17 protein-coding genes are annotated in these 22,823 nt (G+C 62.1%); 9 read left to right on the forward strand and 8 right to left on the reverse strand.

Annotated features, from left to right (window positions below; genetic code table 11):
* The first annotated feature begins 100 nt into the window (after positions 1-100).
* The 4 genes from BM321_RS22040 to BM321_RS22055 are packed head-to-tail and all read left to right on the forward strand — an operon-like array spanning position 101 to position 4,119.
* On the forward strand, positions 101-1,027 hold the full coding sequence (locus BM321_RS22040; RefSeq protein ID WP_092444776.1) for a DUF72 domain-containing protein: 927 nt from the start codon (positions 101-103) through the stop codon (positions 1,025-1,027).
* Positions 1,024-1,833: an endonuclease/exonuclease/phosphatase family protein gene (locus tag BM321_RS22045; protein WP_092444778.1), complete on the forward strand. Its 810-nt coding sequence runs from the start codon at positions 1,024-1,026 to the stop codon at positions 1,831-1,833. The genes BM321_RS22040 and BM321_RS22045 overlap by 4 nt, the downstream gene beginning before the upstream one ends.
* Positions 1,830-3,128, forward strand: coding sequence for a cardiolipin synthase ClsB (gene clsB, locus BM321_RS22050; protein WP_092332225.1), 1,299 nt, complete (start codon positions 1,830-1,832; stop codon positions 3,126-3,128). Before BM321_RS22045 ends, clsB begins: the two co-directional genes overlap by 4 nt.
* Entirely contained in the window at positions 3,115-4,119 is a 1,005-nt protein-coding gene (locus BM321_RS22055; protein ID WP_092444780.1) for a lysylphosphatidylglycerol synthase domain-containing protein, read from the forward strand. The genes clsB and BM321_RS22055 overlap by 14 nt, the downstream gene beginning before the upstream one ends.
* A gap of 153 nt (positions 4,120-4,272) precedes the next feature.
* Here BM321_RS22055 and BM321_RS22060 read toward each other — a convergent pair whose 3' ends face one another.
* The 3 genes from BM321_RS22060 to BM321_RS22070 all read right to left on the reverse strand — a co-directional run bounded on the left by BM321_RS22060 (position 4,273) and on the right by BM321_RS22070 (position 7,462).
* Positions 4,273-5,031, reverse strand: a complete 759-nt coding sequence (locus BM321_RS22060) for an alpha/beta hydrolase family protein (RefSeq protein WP_092444782.1) — start codon at positions 5,029-5,031, stop codon at positions 4,273-4,275.
* On the reverse strand, positions 5,021-6,124 hold the full coding sequence (locus BM321_RS22065) for a DUF3182 family protein (protein WP_092444784.1): 1,104 nt from the start codon (positions 6,122-6,124) through the stop codon (positions 5,021-5,023). The genes BM321_RS22060 and BM321_RS22065 overlap by 11 nt, the downstream gene beginning before the upstream one ends.
* Before the next feature lie 342 nt (positions 6,125-6,466).
* Entirely contained in the window at positions 6,467-7,462 is a 996-nt protein-coding gene (locus BM321_RS22070; protein WP_092444786.1) for a GlxA family transcriptional regulator, read from the reverse strand.
* Positions 7,463-7,561: 99 nt separating this feature from the next.
* Between BM321_RS22070 and BM321_RS22075 the strand changes: the two genes are divergently transcribed.
* Positions 7,562-8,116 carry a cysteine hydrolase family protein gene (locus tag BM321_RS22075; RefSeq protein WP_092444788.1) on the forward strand — a complete coding sequence of 185 codons (555 nt, stop codon included), beginning with the start codon at positions 7,562-7,564 and terminating at the stop codon, positions 8,114-8,116.
* 82 nt (positions 8,117-8,198) lie between these two features.
* On the opposite strand, the gene BM321_RS22080 is transcribed toward BM321_RS22075, so the two are convergent.
* Positions 8,199-11,498, reverse strand: coding sequence for an ATP-binding protein (locus tag BM321_RS22080; RefSeq protein ID WP_092444790.1), 3,300 nt, complete (start codon positions 11,496-11,498; stop codon positions 8,199-8,201).
* Between the two features lie 210 nt (positions 11,499-11,708).
* On the opposite strand from BM321_RS22080, the gene BM321_RS22085 reads away from it, so the two are divergent.
* The 3 genes from BM321_RS22085 (at position 11,709) to BM321_RS22095 (ending at position 15,425) form a co-directional block, all read left to right on the forward strand.
* Positions 11,709-13,634 (forward strand): MAC/perforin domain-containing protein, encoded by a 1,926-nt coding sequence (locus BM321_RS22085; RefSeq protein WP_092444792.1) that lies wholly within the window; start codon positions 11,709-11,711, stop codon positions 13,632-13,634.
* A gap of 170 nt (positions 13,635-13,804) precedes the next feature.
* Positions 13,805-14,659, forward strand: a complete 855-nt coding sequence (locus BM321_RS22090; protein WP_092444794.1) for a hypothetical protein — start codon at positions 13,805-13,807, stop codon at positions 14,657-14,659.
* Between the two features lie 145 nt (positions 14,660-14,804).
* Complete coding sequence (locus tag BM321_RS22095; protein ID WP_175534956.1) at positions 14,805-15,425, forward strand: hypothetical protein; 621 nt, start codon at positions 14,805-14,807, stop codon at positions 15,423-15,425.
* 125 nt (positions 15,426-15,550) lie between these two features.
* Here BM321_RS22095 and BM321_RS22100 read toward each other — a convergent pair whose 3' ends face one another.
* Both BM321_RS22100 and BM321_RS22105 read right to left on the reverse strand, forming a co-directional pair.
* Positions 15,551-16,069 (reverse strand): single-stranded DNA-binding protein, encoded by a 519-nt coding sequence (locus tag BM321_RS22100; RefSeq protein WP_092444796.1) that lies wholly within the window; start codon positions 16,067-16,069, stop codon positions 15,551-15,553.
* Positions 16,070-16,078: 9 nt separating this feature from the next.
* Positions 16,079-17,476, reverse strand: coding sequence for an MFS transporter (locus BM321_RS22105; RefSeq protein ID WP_092204460.1), 1,398 nt, complete (start codon positions 17,474-17,476; stop codon positions 16,079-16,081).
* Positions 17,477-17,655: 179 nt separating this feature from the next.
* On the opposite strand from BM321_RS22105, the gene uvrA reads away from it, so the two are divergent.
* Positions 17,656-20,490: an excinuclease ABC subunit UvrA gene (gene uvrA, locus BM321_RS22110; RefSeq protein ID WP_092204459.1), complete on the forward strand. Its 2,835-nt coding sequence runs from the start codon at positions 17,656-17,658 to the stop codon at positions 20,488-20,490.
* A gap of 115 nt (positions 20,491-20,605) precedes the next feature.
* On the opposite strand, the gene bfr is transcribed toward uvrA, so the two are convergent.
* A complete protein-coding gene (gene bfr / locus BM321_RS22115) occupies positions 20,606-21,070 on the reverse strand; it encodes a bacterioferritin (RefSeq protein ID WP_003186005.1) in 465 nt (154 codons plus the stop codon).
* Positions 21,071-21,227: 157 nt separating this feature from the next.
* Entirely contained in the window at positions 21,228-22,676 is a 1,449-nt protein-coding gene (locus BM321_RS22120) for a catalase (protein ID WP_092204458.1), read from the reverse strand.
* Positions 22,677-22,823: the final 147 nt, after the last annotated feature.

The following is a 22,823-nucleotide window of genomic DNA, read 5'->3' on the forward strand; positions in this document are numbered from 1 at the left end:
TTGGTTCTCTGCCGCCGGGCATCCCATCGAAACTTTCCAGGCCGCGCGACAGTCATCAAAAGACACAGGCGGTACGAGGTCATTGGCACGGGAGGGATACATGACGGCGATCCACATTGGCATTTCCGGCTGGCGCTACACGCCTTGGCGGGGGGATTTCTACCCCAAGGGGCTGACCCAGAAACGGGAACTGCAATTTGCCTCGCGAGCGGTCAACAGTATCGAAATCAATGGATCGTTCTACGCCCTGCAACGCCCCGAACGGTATGCCCAGTGGTATGCCGAGACGCCGCCCGGCTTCGTGTTCAGCGTCAAGGCCCCGCGCTTCATCACCCACATCAAGCGCCTGCGAGACATCCACAAGCCTTTGGCCAACTTCTTCGCCTCCGGCGTGCTGGAGCTCAAGGAGAAATTGGGGGCGATCCTCTGGCAGTTTCCACCCAGTTTCAAGTTCGACCCCGAGCTGTTCGAAGACTTCCTCAAGCAATTGCCCCACGACACCGAAGGCGCCGCCGCCCTGGCCCGGGAGCATGAGCCGCGCCTGGACGGCCACGCCAGCACCGAGACCGATAAAAAGCGGCCGCTGCGCCATGCCGTGGAAATCCGTCACGAGAGTTTTATCGACCCCCACTTCATCACGTTGCTCAAGCGCTACGACGTGGCCCTGGTGATCGCCGACACAGCCGGCAAATGGCCCTATCGCGAAGACGTCACCAGCGATTTCGTCTACCTGCGCCTGCACGGCGCCGAGGAGTTGTACGCCAGCGGTTACACCGACGAGGCGTTGAAGCGCTGGGGCGACCGGATCGAGGCCTGGAGCCACGGCAAGCAGCCGAGCGACGCGCACCTGATCGACCCGGACAAGAAACCCCGGGCACGCAAGAGCCGGGAAGTGTTCTGCTATTTCGACAACGACATCAAAGTCCGCGCGCCCTACGACGCACGCCATTTGCTGGAGCGTTTCCATCTGGACAAGGACCTCGCTACCGCGCCCGGCCAGCGACCGGCCGAAGGGGTGTTGCCATGAACCGTCCGCAAACCAGCGAAGCGACCTGCGAGCCGACCCGACAAGGAGCTCAGGATCTCGACCGGGTCAGCCGTTTCACCGTGCTGACCGTCAACACCCACAAGGGCTTCACCGCCCTGAATCGGCGCTTCATCCTGCCGGAACTGCGCGAAGCGGTGCGCAGTGTGTCCGCCGACGTGGTGTTCCTGCAGGAAGTCCACGGCACCCACGAACACCATCCCCAGCGCTACAGCAACTGGCCGAGCATGCCGCAATACGAATTCCTCGCCGATACCCTCTGGCCACAGTTCGCCTATGGGCGCAACGCGGTGTACCCGGCGGGCGACCATGGCAATGCGTTGTTGTCGAAATTCCAGATCATCCGCCACGACAACCTGGACGTGTCCATCAGCGGCCATGAAAACCGCGGCATGCTCCACAGCGTGCTGCGCCTGCCGGGCGATGGGCAGGATGTGCATGCCATCTGCGTCCACTTGGGGCTGCGCGAAGGTCATCGTGTCGAGCAACTCAAGCTGCTTTGCCAACGCTTGAGCGAACTGCCGCCCGATGCACCGGTGATCGTTGCCGGCGACTTCAACGATTGGCGCGGCAAAGCCAGTGAACTGCTCGAACCCTGCGGCCTGCGGGAAGTGTTCGCCGAACAGTGGGGCAAGCCTGCCCGCAGTTTTCCGGCGCGCCTGCCGATCCTGCGCCTGGACCGCATCTACGTGCGCAACCTCAAGGCCCATCATCCCAAGGTGTTGAACGTACGACCCTGGTCGCACCTTTCCGACCATGCACCGCTGTCGGTGGAGATCGAATTATGAGCGCGATGATGGACAAGGCGACAGTGGAACAGGTCGACACGACGCCCACCGAACGCAACCCGGCGCTGGCCGATATCGAATACGGCTGGCACGGCAACAATCGCGTCACGCTGCTGGAAAACGGCGAAGAGTACTTCCCCAGGGTCTTCGAGGCCATTCGCCGGGCCGAAACAGAAATCCTGCTTGAGACCTTCATTCTGTTCGAAGACAAGGTCGGCTACGAACTGCGGGACCTGCTGGTGGAAGCCGCCCAGCGTGGCGTGCGCATCACCGTCAGCCTCGATGGCTTCGGCTGCGGTGAGTTGACCACCGCTTTCCTGGCCTCGTTGAGCGACGCCGGGGTGCGCTTGCAGATGTTCGACCCGGCGCCCCGGCACTTGGGGATCCGTACCAACTGGTTCCGCCGCCTGCACCGCAAGATCGTGGTGGTGGACGGGGTGATTGCCTTCATCGGCGGGATCAACTTTTCCGCCGACCACTTGGGGGATTTCGGCCCCGAGGCCAAGCAGGACTATTCCGTGGAGATCAAGGGGCCGGCGGTGGTGGATATCCATCACTTCGCCCTGCTGCAAAGCGGCCGGCCGGCCCGAGCCAAGTATTGGTGGCAACGCCGCCGCAGCCGCCGCAACGAGCTGGCCTTCAACGACCATGACGGCCAGGTGCGCCTGGTCTACCGGGATAACCACGAGCATCAGACCGACATCGAAGAGGTCTACCTGCAAGTGCTGCGCAGCGCCCAGCGGCGGGTGGTGATCGCCAATGCGTATTTCTTCCCCGGTTACCGGCTGCTGCGCGAGATCCGCAACGCAGCGCGGCGCGGCGTGGAGGTGCGGCTGATCCTGCAAGGGCAACCGGACATGATGATTGCCAAGCTCGCGGCCCGGATGCTCTACAGCTACCTGCTCAAGGCCGGCGTGGTGATCTACGAATACTGCGAGCGGCCGCTGCACGGCAAAGTCGCCTTGGTGGATGAGGACTGGAGCACGGTGGGGTCAAGCAACCTCGACCCGCTGAGCCTGTCGCTGAACCTGGAAGCCAACGTGCTGATCCGGGACCGGACGTTCAACCGCGAGCTGTTCGAGCGCCTCGACTACCTGAGCCGAAACCATTGCACGGTCATGCCCGAAAACCATGCGCCGCGGGGCCTGCTGTGGCGCATGACCATCGGTTTCATGGTGTTCCACTTTTTGCGCCATTTCCCGGCCTGGGCCGGCTGGCTGCCGGCCCATAAACCGCGTCTGAAACCTTTTTCACCGCCGACGGCGGTCCGGAGCGAACCCCATGAACCACTCTGAAGCGCACACCGCGCCGAGAGATGCCCATGCGCCGGAACAGGCCAAGCCCAAATCCCGCTGGAGCCGTTGGAAAAGACCGCTGACCCTGGTGTTTTTCCTGCTGTTGATCGTGCTCTTCACCGCCCTGGCCCGGCGCATCGATTGGTCCGAGGTGTTCACCACCCTGGCCGATTTCAAAGTGCGCACCTTGATCATCGCCGCTGCGCTGACCATCACCAGCTTCATCACCTATGCCTGCTTCGATCTGATCGGACGCACCTACATCCGCCAGAAACTCGGTTGGCGGCAGATTTTGCCGGTGGGGGTGATCAGTTATGCCTTCAATCTCAACCTCAGCGCCTGGGTAGGCGGTATCGCCATGCGCTATCGACTGTATTCGCGGCTGGGGGTCAGCAGCGGGAACATTGCCAAGATCCTCGGGCTGAGCCTGGCCACCAACTGGTTCGGCTACATGACCCTGGCCGGGGCGGTGTTCAGCAGCGGCCTGGTGACCATGCCGCCGGGCTGGAAACTCAGCAGCGATGCGTTGCAAGGCGTGGGCGTGCTGTTGTTGCTGGCCAGTGCCGGATACCTGGCGGCCTGCCGGTTTTCCAAGCGACGGGCCTGGACCGTGCGCGGCATGGAAATCAACCTGCCGTCGCTGCGCATGGCGGTGCTGCAACTGGCGTTGGGCGCGCTGAACTGGTCATTGATGGCGGCGGTGATTTTCACTTTGCTGCCCAGCAAACTGGATTACCCGATGGTGCTCGGGGTGTTGCTGATCAGCAGCATTGCCGGAGTCATCACTCACATTCCGGCGGGGCTTGGGGTGTTGGAGGCGGTGTTCGTTGCCCTGCTGCAACATGAGGTATCGCGAGGCAGCCTGCTGGCGGGGCTGATCGCTTACCGGGCGATCTATTTCATCCTGCCGTTGCTGATTACCGTGGTGATGTACCTGGTGATCGAGGCGAAGGCCAAGGCGTTGCGGGTCAAGCCTGGGGTCAAGCGCTGAGTCTCGGATTGATAGGTTGCCTGGGCTGGCCTCTTCGCGGGCAAGCCCGCTCCCACAGAGGTTGTGTCGTGCCATGAGTCTGTATTCACAATCGATCAATGTGGGAGCGAGCTTGCTCGCGAAGAGGCCCGCGCAGACGACACAAAATCCAGATCAGCGCTCCTGGATGATGCTCAACCGTTCTCCCACCACCATTTCCGTGATCCAGTCCACCAGGATCGAGGTGTAGGCCTGTTGTGACACGGGGTTGCTCAAGGCATGGTCGGCGCCGTCGATGATGCGGTGGGTCAGCGAATGGGTCTGCTGGCACGCCGCCCGGTAGCTCATGATCGTGGCATGGGGCACGTAGGCATCGGTCTCGGATTCCACCAGCAACACATCGCCGGTGAACTGCGAGCACGCGTGCAAGGCGCGATTGGTGCTGGCGTGCACCAGGGTGCTGCGGTAATCCAGCAGGTCAGTCTTGTCCAGGTCGCGCTTGGGTGTGTGCCATTGCTCGTCGCGGTACAACGCCGGCACCCGCAGGGCCAGCCAGCGCACCGGGCGCAGCGACGTCAGGATCGAGGCCAGGTAACCGCCATAGCTAGTGCCCACCACGGCAATCGCCGAGGTATCCAAGGCGGGGTGGGCGAGCAAGCGGTCGTATGCCGCCAACACATCCCGCAGGTTGTCCTCGCGGGTCACTCGGGACAACGGGATGCCCGCCCCGCCGGTGTGCCCGCGCAAGTCGAAGGTCAGGCACACGCAACCGAGGCCGGCGATGCCTTTGGCCCGTTCCAGGTCGCGCTCCTGGCTGCCACCCCAGCCGTGTACGAACAACACGCCGGGGACCTTCGATTTGGGGCTCAGGAACGTCCCGTCCATGCGTTCATCGTCGATTTCGATTTGAATGGTTTCACTTCTAGCCGTCATAGGATTGAACCGTTACGTATTTGAGAAGAAAGTCGCTGTTGTGGGCCTCGCCGCGATAAACCTCCCTGGCCCCGGCTGGCAGCGGTTGGTCGAGGTAGGTTTCCACCGAAGACACCCGCACCGCGCTGGTTTCAGGCGTTTCGACGAACACCTGCAACGCCGCCAGCTCGGCGCTGCTGGCCCCGCCCATGCGCCACGACTGTTCCAACACGCCGCCACGGGGCTGGCCGGCGGCATCCAGGCCCTGGGCAATGTCGTAATTGCGCCGCGACGCAAAAAAGCTCGGGTAGGCCTGGTTGGCTGCGTCATCGAACACTTGCGCCAGCCGCACCGCCTCGCGCACATCGTCGGGCAGCTCGAGCCTGAGCAACTCGATGTAGCCGCCCTGCACCACCAGCAGGTCCGACCCGCCGTACACCTCCAGCCCTTCGCTGTCGTGGGTCAGGTGTTGCACGCCGCAATAGCTCAGGACCTGGCCGTTGATGAAGCTCTGGCCGACGCTCTGGGTCTTGACCTCATTGAGGTGCTGTTCCAGCACCACGCCATCGCGAAACAGCGCCTGGGCGTCGGGCCCGGCGGCGACTTCATCGAACTGCGCCAGGCTCTTGATCAACTGTTGACCACGTCCGGCACAGGCATGGATCGGCTTGATGCGGATCGGCCCGGTGTAGAGCAAATGTTCGGCGGCCGGGCGGGCGTCCTTGAGCGAAAAGACCGTCACGCCGTCGAGCACCGCGCCTCGCGTGAGCTTGGCAAACAGCGGCGACCAGCCTTTGGGCGCCACCGCGTCCTTATTCAACAGACCGTGGGTAATCGCCTTGGTGCAGATAAAATCATGCTCGACATACCCACCCCACATATCCTCAGGGCCCTTCACCCCCAGGCGCATCAAGGTTTCGGTGCCGATCAGGGTTTGCGTGGGCAACAGATAAAGATCCTGACCGGCCTGGGTGTCATGGCTGTCGCCGTACTCCCAACCCAGGATCTGCGCCAGCCACTGGGCCAGTGCACGGTTGGTCTCGACCTCATGGCGCGGCGCTTGCGGATTGACCGAATAGGCCACGACCCGTTTGTTGCGATTGACTGATGTCATGCGGTGCCCTTCCTCCTGCGCTCGATGGCTTTAGATATGCCTGCAAATCAGAAGTTGCAGAGATCAGGCCAACGAGGTGATGGACGATGAGGGGTCAGCCAAGCGGGCGCATCGCAAGCAATTGATAGCACCGGGCCTGTTTCATTCTGCACGACATGCGCTTGGCATCCCGCAAATTGCACGATATCCCGCAGCAGACGAAGCGCCCCCTGTGGCGAGGGAGCTTGCTCCCGCTGGGGTGCGAAGCGCCCCCCAAAGAATTACACAGATGTGTCAGTTGGGATGGTGGGGCTGCTGCGCAGCCCAGCGGGAGCAAGCTCCCTCGCCACAAAGGGTCCAGTGTCAGCCTTTGGGAGTGCCCAGCGGGCTCACCCCAAACCTCGCCCGATAATCGCTCGGCGCCAACCCGGTGATTTTCCGGAACGTCGCGCGAAAGGCACTGGGGTCCTGGTAGCCGACGGTCCAGGCAATGTGGTCGATGGTGCCATTGGTGAACTCCAGCATTTCCCGGGCCTTGCCGACCCGCAAGTGCTGGCAGTATTCGGTGGGCTTGAGCCCGGTGGCGGCACGGAACCGGCGCAGGAAGGTGCGCTCTTCCAGCCCGGCCCGTTCGGCCATCGCACCGAGGGAAACCTCCACCGCGCCGTTGCTTTGCAACCAATGCTGGACCTTGAGAATCGCCGCATCGCCATGGCCGAGGATGGGCGCGAAGTTACTGCCGCACTGGCTCGCGCTGTCGCTGTGTTCGATCACCAGAAATTGCGCGGTGCGCGTGGCGATGCTGGGCCCGAGCAGGCGGTCCACCAGGCGCAGTCCCAGTTCCGACCAGGCCATCAGCCCGGCGGTGGTGATCAGGTCGCCGTCGTCGACAATCGGTTTGTCGGCGTTGAGTTTGATCTTCGGGTAACGGGCGGCGAAATCCTTGGCCGAGCTCCAATGGGTGGTGGCGCTGCGCCCATCGAGCAAGCCGCTTTCGGCCAACAGGATCGAGCCGACACACACGCCGCCCAACACGGTGCCGCCCGCATGCTGCGCACGCAGCCAATCCATCAGCGTGGGCGAGGCCAGGTCGTCATCGAAGCCGGCGAGGGACGGCGGAATCAGCAACGCCACCAAATGGCCCGCCGGGCCGGTTTCGCTGTCGAACACCCGCCGCGGCGCCTCGCCGTTGTCGGTCTGCCAGTGACTGACCCGCAACCGCGGCAATGGTGCACTGGCGTGTTCGGCCGCGATCCGCTGGGCCACGGCGAACAGATCGGTCAAACCATGCACCGCCGCCATTTGCGCACCGGGGTAGATGAGCACTCCAAGCTCGGCGACTGCCCTTTGCTGCGCCATTGTCAGTTTTCCCTCGCTTATTGTCGTTGCGGCCAATCCTCGAACCGGCCGTAAAGGCCAATACTGGCGCCCTACCCCACCTGATCTAAGGAAGCCCTCATGTCCAAGCAAGCGCTCATCGTAGTCGATATCCAGAACGACTACTTCCCCCAGGGAAAATGGCCGTTGGTCGGTGCCCAAGCCGCCGCCGATAACGCCGCACGGTTGATCGAAGCCTTTCGCCAGGCCGGCGACAGCGTGGTGCACATCCGCCACGAATTCACCTCCGCCGACGCGCCGTTCTTCACCCCAGGCTCCGAAGGCGCACAGTTGCACCCCAAGGTGCTCAACCGCGCCGACGAACCGGTGGTCCTCAAGCACTTCGTCAATGCGTTTCGCGAAACCGAACTGCAAGCCCTCCTCGACCAGCACGGCATCGAACAGTTGGTGGTGGTCGGCAGCATGAGCCACATGTGCGTCGATGGCGTGGTGCGGGCAGCGGCGGACCTGGGCTACAGCGTCGCGGTGATCCACGATGCCTGCGCCACCCTCGACCTGGAATTCAACGGCGTCGTCGTGCCGGCTGCCCAAGTGCATGCGGCGTTCATGGCAGCGCTGGAGTTTGCCTATGCGAGTGTGGTGAGTACCGAGCAATTCCTGGCTGACCATCAATAAACCCACGGCACAGCTAAAAAAACCGCGCTTCATTTTCCAAGTGCGGTTTTGCCTCAGGCATCAACGGCGTGTCTGGAGGCGATCAAGTCTCCAGCACGTGCAACAACCGCGGCATCGTCGCCACGAACCCCATCTGCTGCGCTTCGCGCGCCATCCCCTTCAGCTTCTCGCCGCTGGCTTGATCGGCGTTGCGCAGCCACTGCCCCGCCACATCGATCAGCCGCACATGGTGGTTGATCCAGGCGCACGACGCCGACTCGGGCAATGCCGCCATCTGTTGCCCATGCCAGATAGCCTTTTCGATATTGCCCGCCAACAGGCAGGTTTCAGCGGCCGCCACGCGAAAGCGCAAGGCGTTGTGGGCCAGGCAGGCTTGGGTGAGCTGGGCTTCGCCCTTCGCCAAGGCCTGCTGGCTGAACGGTCCGTCGTCACTGATCATCGCCAGGCTGCCGTAGACCCAAGGCCCGATGTAGCGCTGCAGCTCGAAGCGCTCCACCAGACTTGCCGCCTCCATGATCAAGGTCTGCGCCAGCCCGCGCTCGCCCTGGCGCAACGCCACCCGCGCCAACCCTTCCAGCAGGATCGCTTCGAAACGGCTGGCACCAAGGTTGCGCGCCAGCGTCAGGGCACTGCTCAGTTCCTGTTCCGCCAAGGCATCCTGGCCGCCCGCCACCAGCACCCAGGCCGCAGTGAGCCGCGAGAAAACCTGCGCTCGATGATTGCCCAGCCGGGTGCTGCATTCGATGGCTTCCATGGCGTCACGCAAGGCGGGCTCTGGCTGGCCCAGGTACAACTGCGCCGATCCACGGGCGCTGCGATTGGCCGCCTCCATGTGTGTCCACCCATTGCGTTCGCACAGGCGTACGCATTGATCGAAGACCTCGTAGGCGGTCTGCATGCGCCCTTGTGCGTAATAGGAGTCGCCAATGCCACTCAAGGCCTTGGCCTCGGTTTCCAGGTCCAGGCCGATGCGAGCAGAGGACAACGCTTCTTCATGAAGGCGGCGACACTCGGCGTAATCACCCCGTGGGAAATAGATATTCCCGCGCAAGTGATTCAACCGGGCAAGCGCCGCATGGGCCTGCATGGACCGGGCGATGGGCAGCACGTCCTCGATCAGGCGCTCCTCCTCGTCCAGGCAATCGAGGGTATTGAGGACTGCCGCCAGCCCCAACGCGGCCTCGATCCGATCCTGCGGCTGCTCGGCCAATGCCAAGGCGCGCTGGAAATGCGCCCAGGCCTCCACGGTCTGGCCCAGGCCCGAGCACGCTTGGCCGCACAACAATGCGAAGGGAAAATTGTCCTGCGCGCGTTCGGCAAACGCCGAGCATTGCCGCGCCAGCGCAAGGACACTGTCGTACTGGCAGGCCAGCCGTTTTTCGCCCATGGCCACCAACAGCGCGTCGAACGCCGCCGGATCGTTGGCCCGCAGCAAATGCTGGGCATAAAGCACCCGGTCGCGCGCACGATAAAGATTCGCCACTTCACCGTGCAACTGCTCGCGCAGCAACGTGGGCATCGCGTCGTAAAGGCAGTGCATGAGCAGGTCGTGGACAAACAGATAGCTGCCTGGCTCGACCTCCCGCAACAACCCCTGGCGCATGTCCGCGGTCGGCAGATAATCGGGCTGCCCCAGCGCTTCGCGCCACAGCGTCAGCTCGAAGCGATTGCCCAGCACCGCGGCGTAATGCAGGGCGCGACGTTGCTCGGGGGCCAATTTGTCAAAGCGGGTCTGGACCAGATGCCGCAGGCTGTCAGGGAACACCCCTTGCTGGCTCGACAGCAGTTGCGTCAGGTACAGCGGGTTGCCTTGGGCGCGGGCGACACATTCAGCCCGGTAGCGCGGATCGACCTCAGTGAATTGCTCCGCCAGGACCGTGGCCTCCCGCGCCCGGATCGGCGCGATGTCGAGCAGACTCATGGGGCTGGAGGAATGCGTACGGATTTCGCTTTCCAGCGGATCGCCTTCGGGACGGGACGTCAGCAGCCAGACCACCGGCGCTTCGTCAGTGGCATCGAGCAGCCTGCCCAGCAGCATAAACAGCGTGGCATCGCCCCAGTGCAGGTCTTCGACGCAGATCAGCAAAGGCTGTTGCACCGCGATGCGCAGCAACACGTCGAGCAAGGCCTGGAACAGTCCCTGGGTACGGGCCTGGTTGCTCATTGCGCCATACAGGGCCAGAGACTCGGCAGACGACACCCCCGTCAGCACTTGCAAGAACATCCGGTGTTCGGCGGCCACTTTCAGGCGGGACAAAGCGGCGTCCAACAGCGGGGCGCTGACGGACGCCGCGCCACCCAGGTCGAGCAGGCTGGCCAGCAGTTGCCCCAGGGGCCAAAGGCTGTTGTCCATGCCGAAATCCAGCACATCGCCGCGATGGCAGGCAAAGCCACGCTGCCGGGCCATTTCGAAAAACTCGCTGACCAGCCGGGTCTTGCCAATGCCCGCCACACCGCGCACATAGACAATGTGCCCGTCCTGGCATTCCTGGGTGGCCTCGATCACCGCTTTGAACTGCAAGAGCTCGATGGCCCGTCCCACCAACGGACGCGGCGCGTTTTCGTCGAGGCTGCGCGGGCGCAGGCATTTGCGATAGGCCTGAAACTCATCGTCGCTGGACGAAAACTCAAACCGTGCAGCGAGCTGCTCCAGCAGGTTTTGCGCAACATACACCGGGGCGTGGCCATGACGATCCAACAGCGGCTTTTGCGCGAGCAAGACAGGCTCGACCGCAGGCTCCATGGTGTCGGCACTCAGGCGCACAAGCCGCAGCAACAAGGCATGCCCGGAAGTGACGAATTGCTCCCGACTCAGCGCCAGCGCGCAGAGCAGGCCCCGCTCGCTATCGCTGCGATAGGCCTGTGGCGAACCGAACTGGGCGATCACCACATCCTGCGTCATCCCCAGTGGCACGCCACCGAACTGACGCACCAGGCGCTCGATTTCTGCCATGAACGTCGTCGCCGGCAGCCCATCGATCCGAAAGGACAGCTCCAGCACGTAGCGGATGACGCTGTCATCGACCTGTTTCAGCGCCTGTTGCGCAAAGGCCGCCTGGTGCACCGCGCTCATCGTCTGTTGGATGTGCGCCAAAGCCGCCGAGACGGGAGTGCCCAGCAGCTCACTCACATCGACACCGAAGGCCGTCGCCAAGTGCCGAGCCGTGCGGTAAAGCACCGGCTTGCCGGTTTCGGCCCGTTTGATGGAGGCGATCGAGACGCACAGATGCCGGTTCAGGCAGGCCTCGGCCAGGGTTTCCTGGCTCAGGCCATGCTGTTTGCGCAGGCCTTTCAACGACACGGCGTCCAGCAGGACACGGCCGTCGGATATCGAGGCATCACGCCTGGGCAGGGCAGCAAAGGTGTTTGGTCGGGAGTCCATGTCGATAGCCCTTCTACCCTGGGACAACGGCAGCCGATCGAGTGTACTCCTGCGCCTCGCTCGGGTTAACGAAAAGATGGCATTTGGCCTGATACCAAACTGATACCGGACTGACACCGCTCTGGACTGTCCGCCTATCACCGCCCTTCCGATACTCACTCCCATCAATTGACACCCAGTTGATACAACCTGAGCAATGGGAGAAAGGCGATGAGCGATGGACTGAAGGGCAACGCAAGCGATGACGTGCGGGATATCGGCGGCTCGCAATTACTGGGGCGCGGACTGAACCGGCTCGATTGGGCCGGCGACAGCAAGGAGTGCCTGAAGGTCGGCGATACCGAATCGGGCAAACGTGTGGTGCCGTACCGGAAAACGTCTTACAACGTGGGGAAAAACGTCACCCTGTCCACGGTCGTGGCCAACGACAACTTCTCGACCGAGACATTTGCCTCCCGCGACGAATTCGAAAGACATACCCAGACGAGTGTCGAAGCCTCCGGCAAATACGGCGCCTTTTCCGCCGGTTTCAAAGCCACCTTCGGCAGCGAAATCAAGACGCTCGTAGAGCGCGAAGCCGCGCTCTACAGTCACACGGTGCGGTTATGGAAACTGACCCTCGACGTCAGCCCCGCCAATGCGACGGAAGCGTTCAAGAAGCGCGTCGATGAGTTGCCCAAGGCCTTCGACCCGAGCAATCCGGCGCCGTTCTTCAATTTCCTGGTCGACTTTGGTGCCGATATCGTCAGCGAAGTGACTGTCGGCGGTTCGCTGAACTATGCGATGACCGCGCTCAAGAGTTTCCTCAGCCAGACCAACACCCTCGATGCCATGGTCAAGGCCGAATACGGCGCCTTTGTCAGCGGCAGCGCGACCACTTCGGTCTCGGAAACGGTCAAGAAAAACATCGCCCATCGCAACGCCAACCTGACCACCCGGGGCGGCACGCACGCCATCGCTTTCAACCCAGTGGAGCCGAGCAATTGCAATGCGGAGTTCGGCAAATGGCGCGAATCGCTGCCCGACGACCCGACCGTCGTGGAGTTGGCAATCGCGCCGGTCTATCGCTTCGTCAAGGAAGGCGAGACCCGTACGGCGCTGGAGCAGGCCTACCAGTGGTACACCAGCTACAAGGCGGAAATCGAAGCCAATTGGCAAGAGTCGGTGGTGGTCCTCGGCCGCTCCGGGCGGCAAACCACCTCCAAGGCCGCGGCAACCCGCCCTGCCTTGCGAATGGTGTTCGTCGACAACAAAAGCAAGGAAACCAGCGAAAGTTTCCACTACCCACCCGCCGCGGATGCATCGACCACGGAATTTGAACAGTTCTGGGATGCGCTGGCCCTGCTGCTGAGACAAAAAAACGGGCAAAAATTGCTGATGGCCACTGAGCGCTGGCCACGCGACGCACGCTACTACCCGACGTACTCCATGCGTGAGGCCCTGCTGTCCAACGGCGCCAGCGAAGTATCACTCATGCGCTGGGACACGCTGACCAAGCACATGCAGCCCAACCCGTTGTCCGGCCTGACCTATGTGCTGGCGGGAAATGACTTCGAGATGCCCGGTGTCGATGGACTCATCGCCGGTTTTGGCCAGGCAGGCAAGGACCTCAACCCAACGGTGAAGGTCAAGGCTCGGTTTTCCCACGACTCGTTCGGCAAGGTCAAGTTGGTCAAAACCGCAACGACCGAGGAAGACCCTCGCACCGCGCTGTACATCGTACGCAACAATACCGACGCCAAACCGGCCCTGGCGGTCGATCCGCAGAACCGGACCCGTATCGCCATGCAGACGCCGGACAGGCACAACCCGGGGCAGTACTGGTACATGCCCGAGCTGGAAAAACCTTATCCGGAAATCAACCACCCGGTGCTGTTGATCAACTACGAGACGGGAACCTGCCTGCAGGGCATGCACGACCAGGGCGACTGCCGGCTCAAACCCATCGAACCGGGTCGCCAGCAGGACGACGTCATTTGGGACCGGCGCGGCGATGAGGTGTTTCACCTGTTGATGGTCTACTACTGGAGAGACGCCTTGTGCCTGACCCAGATTGAAAAACGCGCCGCCGTCCGGCCTTGGCGCCTACCTCACGGCATGGACTGGTTGCGTGAGCAGCATCGTCCGTACAGTTGACACCCGATAGTGACATCCCCTGTGGGAGCGAGCTTGCTCGCGATAGCGCTGGTTCAGCTTGCTTCAATGTTGAATGTGCCGTCGCCATCGCGAGCAAGCTCGCTCCCACAGGTTCATCGGGCGATTGAGCGCCCTTCCTTTAGCCTTCTTGCGTGCGTGGTCCCCATACGATGCAAGTCTTCAACAGTGTTCCCTTTATCGGCGATGGCGTGGAAACGGCCCTCGATCCCCGCCAGTTTCCCTACCTGTTCAACGACCATGGCCTGGCACGACCGAGTGTCCAGGAGCGCGGCCATCTGATCCAGCTCAGCCCCGAGAACCCGGCCTTGTCCCTGGGTACTCGCTACTCGGGCATCAGTTGGCGGGACCGTGAGGTTGCAACGAACAGCGGTTCCTACTGGATCAAGACGTTCGACTTCCACGCCAGCGAAGTGCACTACGCACCGATCTGGGCAACCAAGGAAACGGCGCAGGCCTTCGGCATGACCCTGCTCGGAAATGGCGAATGCCTACGTTTCGAATACGACCAACTGATCCTGGGCCAATACACCTACGGCAAATGGGCCGGCCACCAGTCGCCCTACCTGGGCCCGGCGCGCCAGCGCGAGCTGCTGACCTACAACCCGACCGACCTCGAATACCACAACTTCCCCCACGCGTTCTTTTCCCGTTATGGCCGCTTGCCGCTGGTGATCAGCGTCGCCCGCTGGCGACCTGCGTCGAGGGAAATCCATTTGGCCGACCTGTGGCTGCGGCCCGGCGATGCGCTGGTCCTGCCGCCCAAGCACTACCCCGACATCCCCCCCAGTGACGCCCACGGCGTCGAAAACTGGCCGGCCGTCGTGGACCTGCATGGCAATCGAAACTCGGCGCTGGCCTGCTGGTTCGGAGAGGGTGAGGACTGTTTGCTGACGGAGACGATCCTGGCCAACTCGACCTTGATGAGCTCTCCCCAGGGCAAACCGCACTATCACGAAGAAAAAGCGCCGACGCGGCATGAATTACCGGCGGACTATCGGCCGTGAGGGGTGATAGCACGGCAGGCCTGGCAGAAAAAACCTGGGTTGGCGGGGCCAGGAGGAACCCGACCTCGGGCGAACTGTTTTTTACTAGGCGTACTTGAGGAATAACGATAAGAATGGCCGGGCATTTTTCCTAAGAGCCAGCCGTATGAAACGCAAACGCCCGCCGCGCCTGGTCGACTCCCCCTTCCCGATCGCTACATCAACGCCACGGCACCCGCCCACGTGGGATTGCTCAAGCGACGTATCCAGGCCGGGATACCTGGGCACGATGGTGTATGCCGTGGTGATACTGCTGGCCCTGCCGGTCTACGGGCTGGCAGTGCTATCGACAAAGCTGTTCCATGTCGGACAAAACCTGTCGCCCCTCCACACAAGAGTGATCGAGGACCCTCTGTTCATAGCGCTCATGTTCATCAGCGCATTCGCGGCCGTCTGCGTGCTCAACTGGCTGGCATCCGGACCTAGGGTGCTCGGCTTCTGCTTTGACGAACGCCAGCAACGCCTCACCTTCACCCAGCGCCGCCCTGCCCGGCAAACCACCGAAGAATGCGTGCCGTACAGCGACATCCATTACATCAAGCCTTACAAAACGACCACTTCCGCCAACATCTGTCACTTTGTGGTGGGCTTCGCCGGGGGCGATGGCAAGGCCATCGCACTTCGGGTAGGGGTGGCTCTGACGGATCAGGACATGGCGTTTCATGCCGCGTGGTTGAGTCAGTCGATTGGCGAGAGGATGCAGGAGGTATTGGATCTGGATTTGTGAGCGAGGCTGGGCTTGCCCCGGCATACCCGAAGCCACGAAGCGGCCTTCGCCAGGCCAAAAAAAACCCCAAGTGCTGAGCGCTTGGGGCTTTCGTGACCTACCTGCGTAAGGCTCTCAGGCAAGGATCAGAACGGAATATCGTCATCGAAGCTGTCGAAATCCGGAGCCGGTTGCGGCGCGGCCTGTTGGGGGGCCGGGCGCTCACGTTGTGGCTGCGGAGCCGACTGCTGTGGACGAGGTGCCTGCTGACGTGGGGCCGACTGCTGGTAGTTGTTGCCACCTTGTTGCTGGTCGCCCTGTGGACGGCCACCCAGCAATTGCATGGTGCCTTGCATGTCGACCACGATTTCGGTGGTGTAACGCTTGATACCGTCTTTTTCCCACTCGCGGGTCTGCAGCTTGCCTTCGATGTACACCTGCGAACCCTTGCGCAGGTATTCGCCGGCGATCTCGGCCACCTTGCCGAACATCGACACGCGGTGCCATTCGGTCTTCTCGACCTTCTGGCCGGTTTGCTTGTCGGTCCACTGTTCGCTGGTCGCCAGACTCAGGTTGGTCACGGCGTTGCCGTTCGGCAGGTAGCGAACTTCGGGATCCTGGCCGCAAGTACCGACCAATATGACTTTGTTAACCCCACGGGCCATAACGTTCTCCTAGGCTTCGCACGTGGTCGGGGCCGGGTTGTTCACCAGGCGCTCGAGCGTCGCGCGATCCAATAATTCGGTGTCGAGTTTGATATACACGGCCGCCTCGTCGGCGACCACCACTGCATCGGTTACTCCAACGACGGCCTTCAGACGCTCGGTCAGGCCAGCCTCACGAATCGCCTCGGGCGATAAGGGCAAGCGCAGGCTCGTCACATAGGGAGGTTCGCGCATGGTAACAGCAAAGGCTAACCAAAGTGCAGCCAGCGCGGCGCATCCCAGGAACACAACCGACAAACCGCCATGCTGGAACAGCCAGCCGCCGAGGATCCCGCCCAACGCCGAACCCAGGAACTGGCTGGTGGAGTAGACCCCCATCGCCGTGCCCTTGCCGCCCGCCGGCGAAACCTTGCTGATCAGCGACGGCAGCGAGGCTTCCAGCAGATTGAACGCGGTGAAGAACACCACCGTGCCGATCACCAGGGCCCGCAAGCTATCGCCGAACTGCCAGAAGAATAGCTCAGTGAGCATCAGCGTCACGACGGCACCGAGCAAAACTCGTTTCATTTTGCGTCGTTTTTCGCCATAGATGATGAACGGGATCATGGCGAAGAACGAGATCAGCAACGCGGTCAGGTAGACCCACCAGTGCTGTTCCTTGGGCAGGCCGGCCTTTTCGACCAGGGCCAGCGGCAAGGCCACGAAGCTGGACATCAGCATGGCGTGGAGCACGAAAATGCCCAGGTCCAGGCGCAACAGGTCCGGGTGCTTGAGCGTCGGGATCAATGCCTGGCGCGCCACCCCGGATTCCCGGTGCTGCAACGGCCCGGTGGCGCGCGGCACCATGAACGCCACGATCAGGATCCCCACCAGGGCCATGGCACCGGTCGCCAGGAACAGGCCCGACAAGCCAAAGGCCCGGGTCAGCAAGGGACCGACCACCATGGCCACGGCGAACGACAGACCGATGGTCATGCCGATCATGGCCATGGCCTTGGTCCGGTGCTGTTCGCGGGTCAAGTCCGACAGCAGCGCCATGACGGCCGCGGAAATGGCCCCGGCACCCTGCAGGATGCGCCCGGCGATCACGCCCCAGATCGAGTCGGCATTGGCCGCCAGCACGCTGCCGAGGGCGAAGACGATCAGCCCCAGGTAGATAACCGGACGCCGGCCGATGCGGTCGGAAATGATCCCGAACGGGATCTGGAAGATCGCCTGGGTCAGGCCATAGGCACCAATCGCCAGGCCGATGAGGGCCGGGGTGGCGCCTGCCAGGTCCATGCCATAGGTCGCCAGCACCGGCAACACCATGAACATGCCCAACATACGGAAGGCGAACACCAGGGCCAGACCGCCTGCTGCGCGTGTCTCGCCACGACTCATGCGTTCGCTGTGGGGATCTTGCATGGAAAAACCTCATGTGAACCGGCGGCGATTCTACCAGTCCCATCGATTGAGAGGGTATATGGCGACCGTTTGCCGCGCAGTCTTCATGTATGGCTGCAATCGCGTCTTCAATAGTGTGCATCCATCCAGTATTTGCCCGTATACTCCTACGTTTTCGACGCCCGCCGAGCGAGGCCACTTTGGACAAGATCCTGATTCGTGGGGCCCGTACCCACAACCTGAAGAATATCGACCTGACCCTGCCACGGGACAAGCTGATCGTCATCACCGGCCTGTCCGGATCCGGCAAATCATCCCTGGCCTTCGACACGTTGTACGCCGAAGGCCAGCGACGCTATGTCGAATCGCTGTCGGCCTACGCCCGGCAGTTCCTGTCGATGATGGAAAAACCCGACGTCGACACCATCGAAGGCCTGTCGCCAGCCATTTCCATCGAACAGAAGTCGACCTCCCATAACCCCCGGTCGACGGTCGGCACCATCACCGAGATCTACGACTACCTGCGCTTGCTGTATGCGCGGGTCGGCATTCCCCGCTGCCCCGACCACGACATTCCCCTGGAAGCCCAGACCGTCAGCCAGATGGTCGACTTGGTGCTGGCCCAGCCCGAAGGCAGCAAGCTGATGCTGCTGGCCCCGGTGGTTCGCGAGCGCAAGGGCGAACACCTGATGGTGTTCGAAGAACTGCGCGCCCAGGGCTTCGTGCGGGCCCGGGTCAACGGCAAGCTGTGCGAGCTGGACGAACTGCCGAAGCTGGATAAACAGAAGAAGCACTCGATCGATGTGGTGGTCGACCGCTTCAAGGTCCGTGCCGACTTGCAGCAGCGGTTGGCCGAGTCCTTCGAGACCGCGCTGAAACTGGCCGACGGCATCGCCCTGGTCGCACCGATGGACGACGAGCCCGGCGAGGAGATCATTTTCTCCGCACGCTTCGCCTGCCCGATCTGCGGCCATGCCATCAGCGAGCTGGAACCCAAGCTGTTCTCCTTCAACAACCCGGCTGGCGCCTGCCCGACGTGCGACGGCCTGGGGGTCAAGCAGTTCTTCGACACCAAGCGCCTGGTCAATGGCGAACTGACCCTGGCCGAAGGGGCGATTCGCGGCTGGGACCGGCGCAACGTCTATTACTTCCAGATGCTCGGTTCGCTGGCGGCCCACTACAAGTTCAGCCTGGACAAGCCGTTCAACGAGTTGCCCGCCGACCAGCAGAAATTCATCCTGCACGGCAGCGGCTCGCAGAATGTCGACTTCAAATACCTCAACGACCGTGGCGACATCGTCAAGCGCTCCCACCCGTTCGAAGGCATCGTGCCGAACCTGGAACGACGCTACCGCGAGACCGAATCGGCCAGCGTGCGCGAAGAACTGGCCAAGTTCCTCAGCACCCAGCCCTGCCCCGATTGCCGTGGCACCCGTCTACGTCGGGAAGCGCGGCATGTGTGGGTCGGCGAGAAGACGCTGCCGGCGGTGACCAACCTGCCGATTGGCGACGCCACCGATTACTTCGGCGGCCTGAAGCTCACCGGTCGTCGTGGCGAGATCGCCGACAAGATCCTCAAGGAAATCCGCGAACGCCTGCAGTTCCTGGTGAACGTCGGCCTGGACTATCTGACCCTCGATCGCAGCGCAGACACCTTGTCCGGTGGCGAAGCCCAGCGTATCCGTCTCGCCAGCCAGATCGGCGCCGGCCTGGTGGGGGTGATGTACATCCTCGACGAACCGTCCATCGGCCTGCACCAGCGGGACAACGACCGGTTGCTCGGGACCCTGAAGCACCTGCGGGACATCGGCAACACGGTGATCGTGGTCGAGCACGACGAGGACGCCATCCGCCTGGCGGACTACGTGGTGGACATCGGCCCGGGCGCAGGGGTCCATGGCGGGCATATCGTTGCCCAGGGCACGGCCGCCGAAGTCATGGCGCACCCTGACTCGCTGACGGGCAAATACCTGTCGGGCCGGGTAAAGATCAAGGTTCCGGCCAAACGCACGCCGCGCAACAAGAAGCTGTCGCTGACCCTCAAGGGTGCCCGTGGCAACAACCTGCGCAACGTCGACCTGGAAATCCCGATCGGCCTGCTGACCTGCGTGACCGGCGTATCCGGCTCCGGCAAGTCGACGCTGATCAACAACACCCTGTTCCCCCTCAGCGCCACGGCCCTGAACGGCGCCACCACCCTGGAAGCGGCCGCCCACGACAGCATCAAGGGCCTGGAGCACCTGGACAAGGTGGTCGACATCGACCAGAGCCCGATCGGCCGCACGCCGCGCTCCAACCCGGCGACCTACACCGGGTTGTTCACGCCGATCCGCGAGCTGTTCGCCGGCGTGCCGGAGTCCCGCTCCCGAGGCTACGGCCCGGGGCGCTTCTCGTTCAACGTCAAGGGCGGGCGCTGCGAGGCCTGCCAGGGCGATGGCCTGATCAAGGTGGAAATGCACTTCCTGCCCGACATCTACGTGCCGTGCGATGTGTGCAAGAGCAAGCGCTACAACCGTGAAACCCTGGAGATCAAGTACAAGGGCAAGAACATCCACGAAACCCTCGAGATGACCATCGAGGAAGCCCGGGCGTTCTTCGATGCGGTGCCGGCCCTGGCGCGCAAGCTCCAGACGCTGATGGATGTGGGCCTGTCGTACATCAAGCTGGGGCAGTCGGCAACGACCCTGTCCGGCGGTGAGGCCCAGCGGGTCAAGTTGTCTCGCGAGCTGTCCAAGCGCGACACCGGCAAGACCCTGTATATCCTCGACGAGCCGACCACCGGCCTGCACTTCGCCGATATCCAGCAATTGCTCGACGTGCTGCATCGCCTTCGCGATCACGGCAACACCGTGGTAGTGATCGAACACAACCTGGACGTGATCAAGACGGCTGACTGGCTGGTGGACCTGGGGCCGGAAGGCGGTTCCAAGGGCGGCCAGATCATTGCCGTGGGCACGCCTGAACAAGTGGCCGAAATGAAGCAGTCCTACACCGGTTACTACCTCAAGCCGCTGCTGGAGCGTGACCGGGACTGATTTTACCCCGGGCACGAAAAAGCCCCCGTCATCTCATCGATGGCAGGGGCTTGATCGTTCCCACGCTCTGCGTGGGAATGCAGCTTGGGACGCTCTGCGTTCCCTTTCCCAGCAATCAGAACTGTGATTGCAGGTAGTTTTCCAGGCCAATCAACTTGATCAGACCCAACTGCTTCTCGAGCCAGTAGGTATGGTCTTCTTCAGTGTCGTTGAGTTGGATACGCAGGATCTCGCGGGTCACATAGTCGTTGTGCTGCTCGCAGAGCTCGATGCCTTTGCACAGCGCGGCGCGGACTTTGTATTCCAGGCGCAGGTCAGCGGCCAACATATCGGGCACGGTGGTCCCGACATCCAAGTCATCCGGACGCATCCGCGGCGTGCCTTCGAGCATCAGGATCCGGCGCATCAATGCATCGGCGTGCTGGGCTTCTTCTTCCATCTCATGGTTGATACGTTCGTAGAGCTCGGTGAAACCCCAGTCCTCGTACATCCGCGAGTGGATGAAATATTGATCACGGGCTGCCAGTTCGCCTGTCAGCAACGTGTTGAGGTAATCGATTACATCTGGGTGACCTTGCATCGCCCTACATCTCCACAAGCTTTGAAGGCTCTAGTTTGAACCAACCTGACGGAGAGGTCACTCGTTCATCGCAATAAAAGCGAAGAAAATCCGAGAAAACTGGGCTAAATAACGCAAAAACCGCCCAAATGAGGGCGGTTCTGCTTCTCGTTTAGACTTAGTTAAGCTGTACGCCCAACGCCTTTGCGATACCTTCTCCATAAGCCGCGTCCGCCCTGAAGAAATGCTGGAGCTGACGGTCAACGACATCCGCCGATACACTGGCCATCGCGCCGGCGATATTGTTGATCAGCAACGCTTTCTGCTCGTCGCTCATCAACCGGAACAACGCACCGGCGTGGCTGTAGTAGTCCGTGTCTTCGCGATGATCGTAACGATCCGCCGCGCCACTGAGGGCCAGGGCCGGCTCCGCATAACGCGGCGCCTGCTTCGGTGCCTCCACATAGCTGTTAGGCTCGTAGTTCGGTGCCGCCCCGCCATTGCTGCCAAACGCCATGGCACCGTCGCGCTGGTAAGTGTTGACCGGGCTACGTGGCGCATTCACTGGCAATTGCTGGTGATTGGTGCCCACACGGTAGCGGTGCGCATCGGCGTAGGCGAAGACACGGCCCTGCAGCATGCGATCCGGCGAGAGACCAACCCCTGGCACCATGTTGCTCGGGCCAAACGCCGCCTGCTCGACTTCAGCGAAGTAATTCAGCGGGTTGCGGTTGAGCTCGAGCACACCCACTTCGATCAATGGAAACTCTTTCTGCGACCAGGTCTTGGTCACGTCGAACGGATTCTCGTAATGGGCCGCGGCCTGGGCCTCGCTCATGATCTGGATGCAGACACGCCATTTTGGGAAGTCACCGCGCTCAATGGCCTCGAACAGGTCGCGCTGGGCATAATCCGGGTCGGTACCCGCCAGGCGTGCCGCTTCTGCCGGCGCGAGGTTCTTGATGCCTTGCAGGGTCTTGTAGTGCCACTTCACCCAGTGCCGCTCACCCTGTGCGTTGATCAGGCTGTAGGTGTGGCTGCCGAAACCGTGCATGTGGCGGTAGCCATCCGGAATGCCGCGGTCGGAAAACAGGATGGTGACCTGGTGCAGCGCCTCAGGCGAATGCGACCAGAAATCCCACATCGCCTGGGCACTTTTCAGGTTGCTTTGCGGCAGACGCTTCTGGGTGTGGATAAAATCCGGAAATTTCAACGGATCACGGATGAAGAAGACCGGCGTGTTGTTGCCAACGATGTCCCAGTTGCCTTCCTCGGTGTAGAACTTCAGGGCGAAACCCCGCGGATCGCGTTCAGTGTCGGCCGAACCACGCTCGCCACCCACGGTGGAGAACCGCAGGAAGGTGGGTGTCTGCTTGCCGATCGACTCGAACAACTTGGCGCTGGTGTACTGGGTGATGTCCTGGGTGACGGTAAAGGTGCCGTAGGCCCCCGACCCTTTGGCGTGCACGCGACGCTCGGGAATGTTCTCGCGGTTGAAGTGAGCCAGCTTTTCGATCAGGTGAAAATCGTCGAGCAGCAGCGGGCCTCGCGGGCCGGCGGAACGAGAGTTCTGGTTATCGGCGACAGGAGCGCCGCTGGCGGTCGTAAGCGTTTTGATCTGGCTCATGCTCAATCTTCCTAGGTCGGTCTTCAAACTGCCGGCTAATCGGCTGGAAAGGAGTATTGATCATGTTAGTGACAGTATCCAAATTCATTAAATCATGGACATCGATAGTCATTATCTAATTCTGAAGACTTGCCGATAGCCAAACCA

The organism is Pseudomonas sp. NFIX10 (genome assembly GCF_900111955.1).
GTDB classification, from domain to species: Bacteria; Pseudomonadota; Gammaproteobacteria; order Pseudomonadales; family Pseudomonadaceae; genus Aquipseudomonas; species Aquipseudomonas fluorescens_AA.

What these genes read in the sequence shown, in the direction of transcription:
- BM321_RS22045 (WP_092444778.1), top strand. Translation starts at nt 1,024, where the DNA reads ATGAACCGTCCGCAAACCAGCGAAGCGACCTGCGAGCCGACCCGACAA.
- bfr (WP_003186005.1), bottom strand. Translation starts at nt 21,070, where the DNA reads ATGCAAGGTCACCCAGATGTAATCGATTACCTCAACACGTTGCTGACA.
- clsB (WP_092332225.1), top strand. Translation starts at nt 1,830, where the DNA reads ATGAGCGCGATGATGGACAAGGCGACAGTGGAACAGGTCGACACGACG.
- BM321_RS22095 (WP_175534956.1), top strand. Translation starts at nt 14,805, where the DNA reads ATGAAACGCAAACGCCCGCCGCGCCTGGTCGACTCCCCCTTCCCGATC.
- BM321_RS22090 (WP_092444794.1), top strand. Translation starts at nt 13,805, where the DNA reads ATGCAAGTCTTCAACAGTGTTCCCTTTATCGGCGATGGCGTGGAAACG.
- BM321_RS22065 (WP_092444784.1), bottom strand. Translation starts at nt 6,124, where the DNA reads ATGACATCAGTCAATCGCAACAAACGGGTCGTGGCCTATTCGGTCAAT.
- BM321_RS22085 (WP_092444792.1), top strand. Translation starts at nt 11,709, where the DNA reads ATGAGCGATGGACTGAAGGGCAACGCAAGCGATGACGTGCGGGATATC.
- BM321_RS22100 (WP_092444796.1), bottom strand. Translation starts at nt 16,069, where the DNA reads ATGGCCCGTGGGGTTAACAAAGTCATATTGGTCGGTACTTGCGGCCAG.
- BM321_RS22080 (WP_092444790.1), bottom strand. Translation starts at nt 11,498, where the DNA reads ATGGACTCCCGACCAAACACCTTTGCTGCCCTGCCCAGGCGTGATGCC.
- BM321_RS22070 (WP_092444786.1), bottom strand. Translation starts at nt 7,462, where the DNA reads ATGGCGCAGCAAAGGGCAGTCGCCGAGCTTGGAGTGCTCATCTACCCC.
- BM321_RS22075 (WP_092444788.1), top strand. Translation starts at nt 7,562, where the DNA reads ATGTCCAAGCAAGCGCTCATCGTAGTCGATATCCAGAACGACTACTTC.
- BM321_RS22105 (WP_092204460.1), bottom strand. Translation starts at nt 17,476, where the DNA reads ATGCAAGATCCCCACAGCGAACGCATGAGTCGTGGCGAGACACGCGCA.
- BM321_RS22060 (WP_092444782.1), bottom strand. Translation starts at nt 5,031, where the DNA reads ATGACGGCTAGAAGTGAAACCATTCAAATCGAAATCGACGATGAACGC.
- BM321_RS22120 (WP_092204458.1), bottom strand. Translation starts at nt 22,676, where the DNA reads ATGAGCCAGATCAAAACGCTTACGACCGCCAGCGGCGCTCCTGTCGCC.
- BM321_RS22040 (WP_092444776.1), top strand. Translation starts at nt 101, where the DNA reads ATGACGGCGATCCACATTGGCATTTCCGGCTGGCGCTACACGCCTTGG.
- BM321_RS22055 (WP_092444780.1), top strand. Translation starts at nt 3,115, where the DNA reads ATGAACCACTCTGAAGCGCACACCGCGCCGAGAGATGCCCATGCGCCG.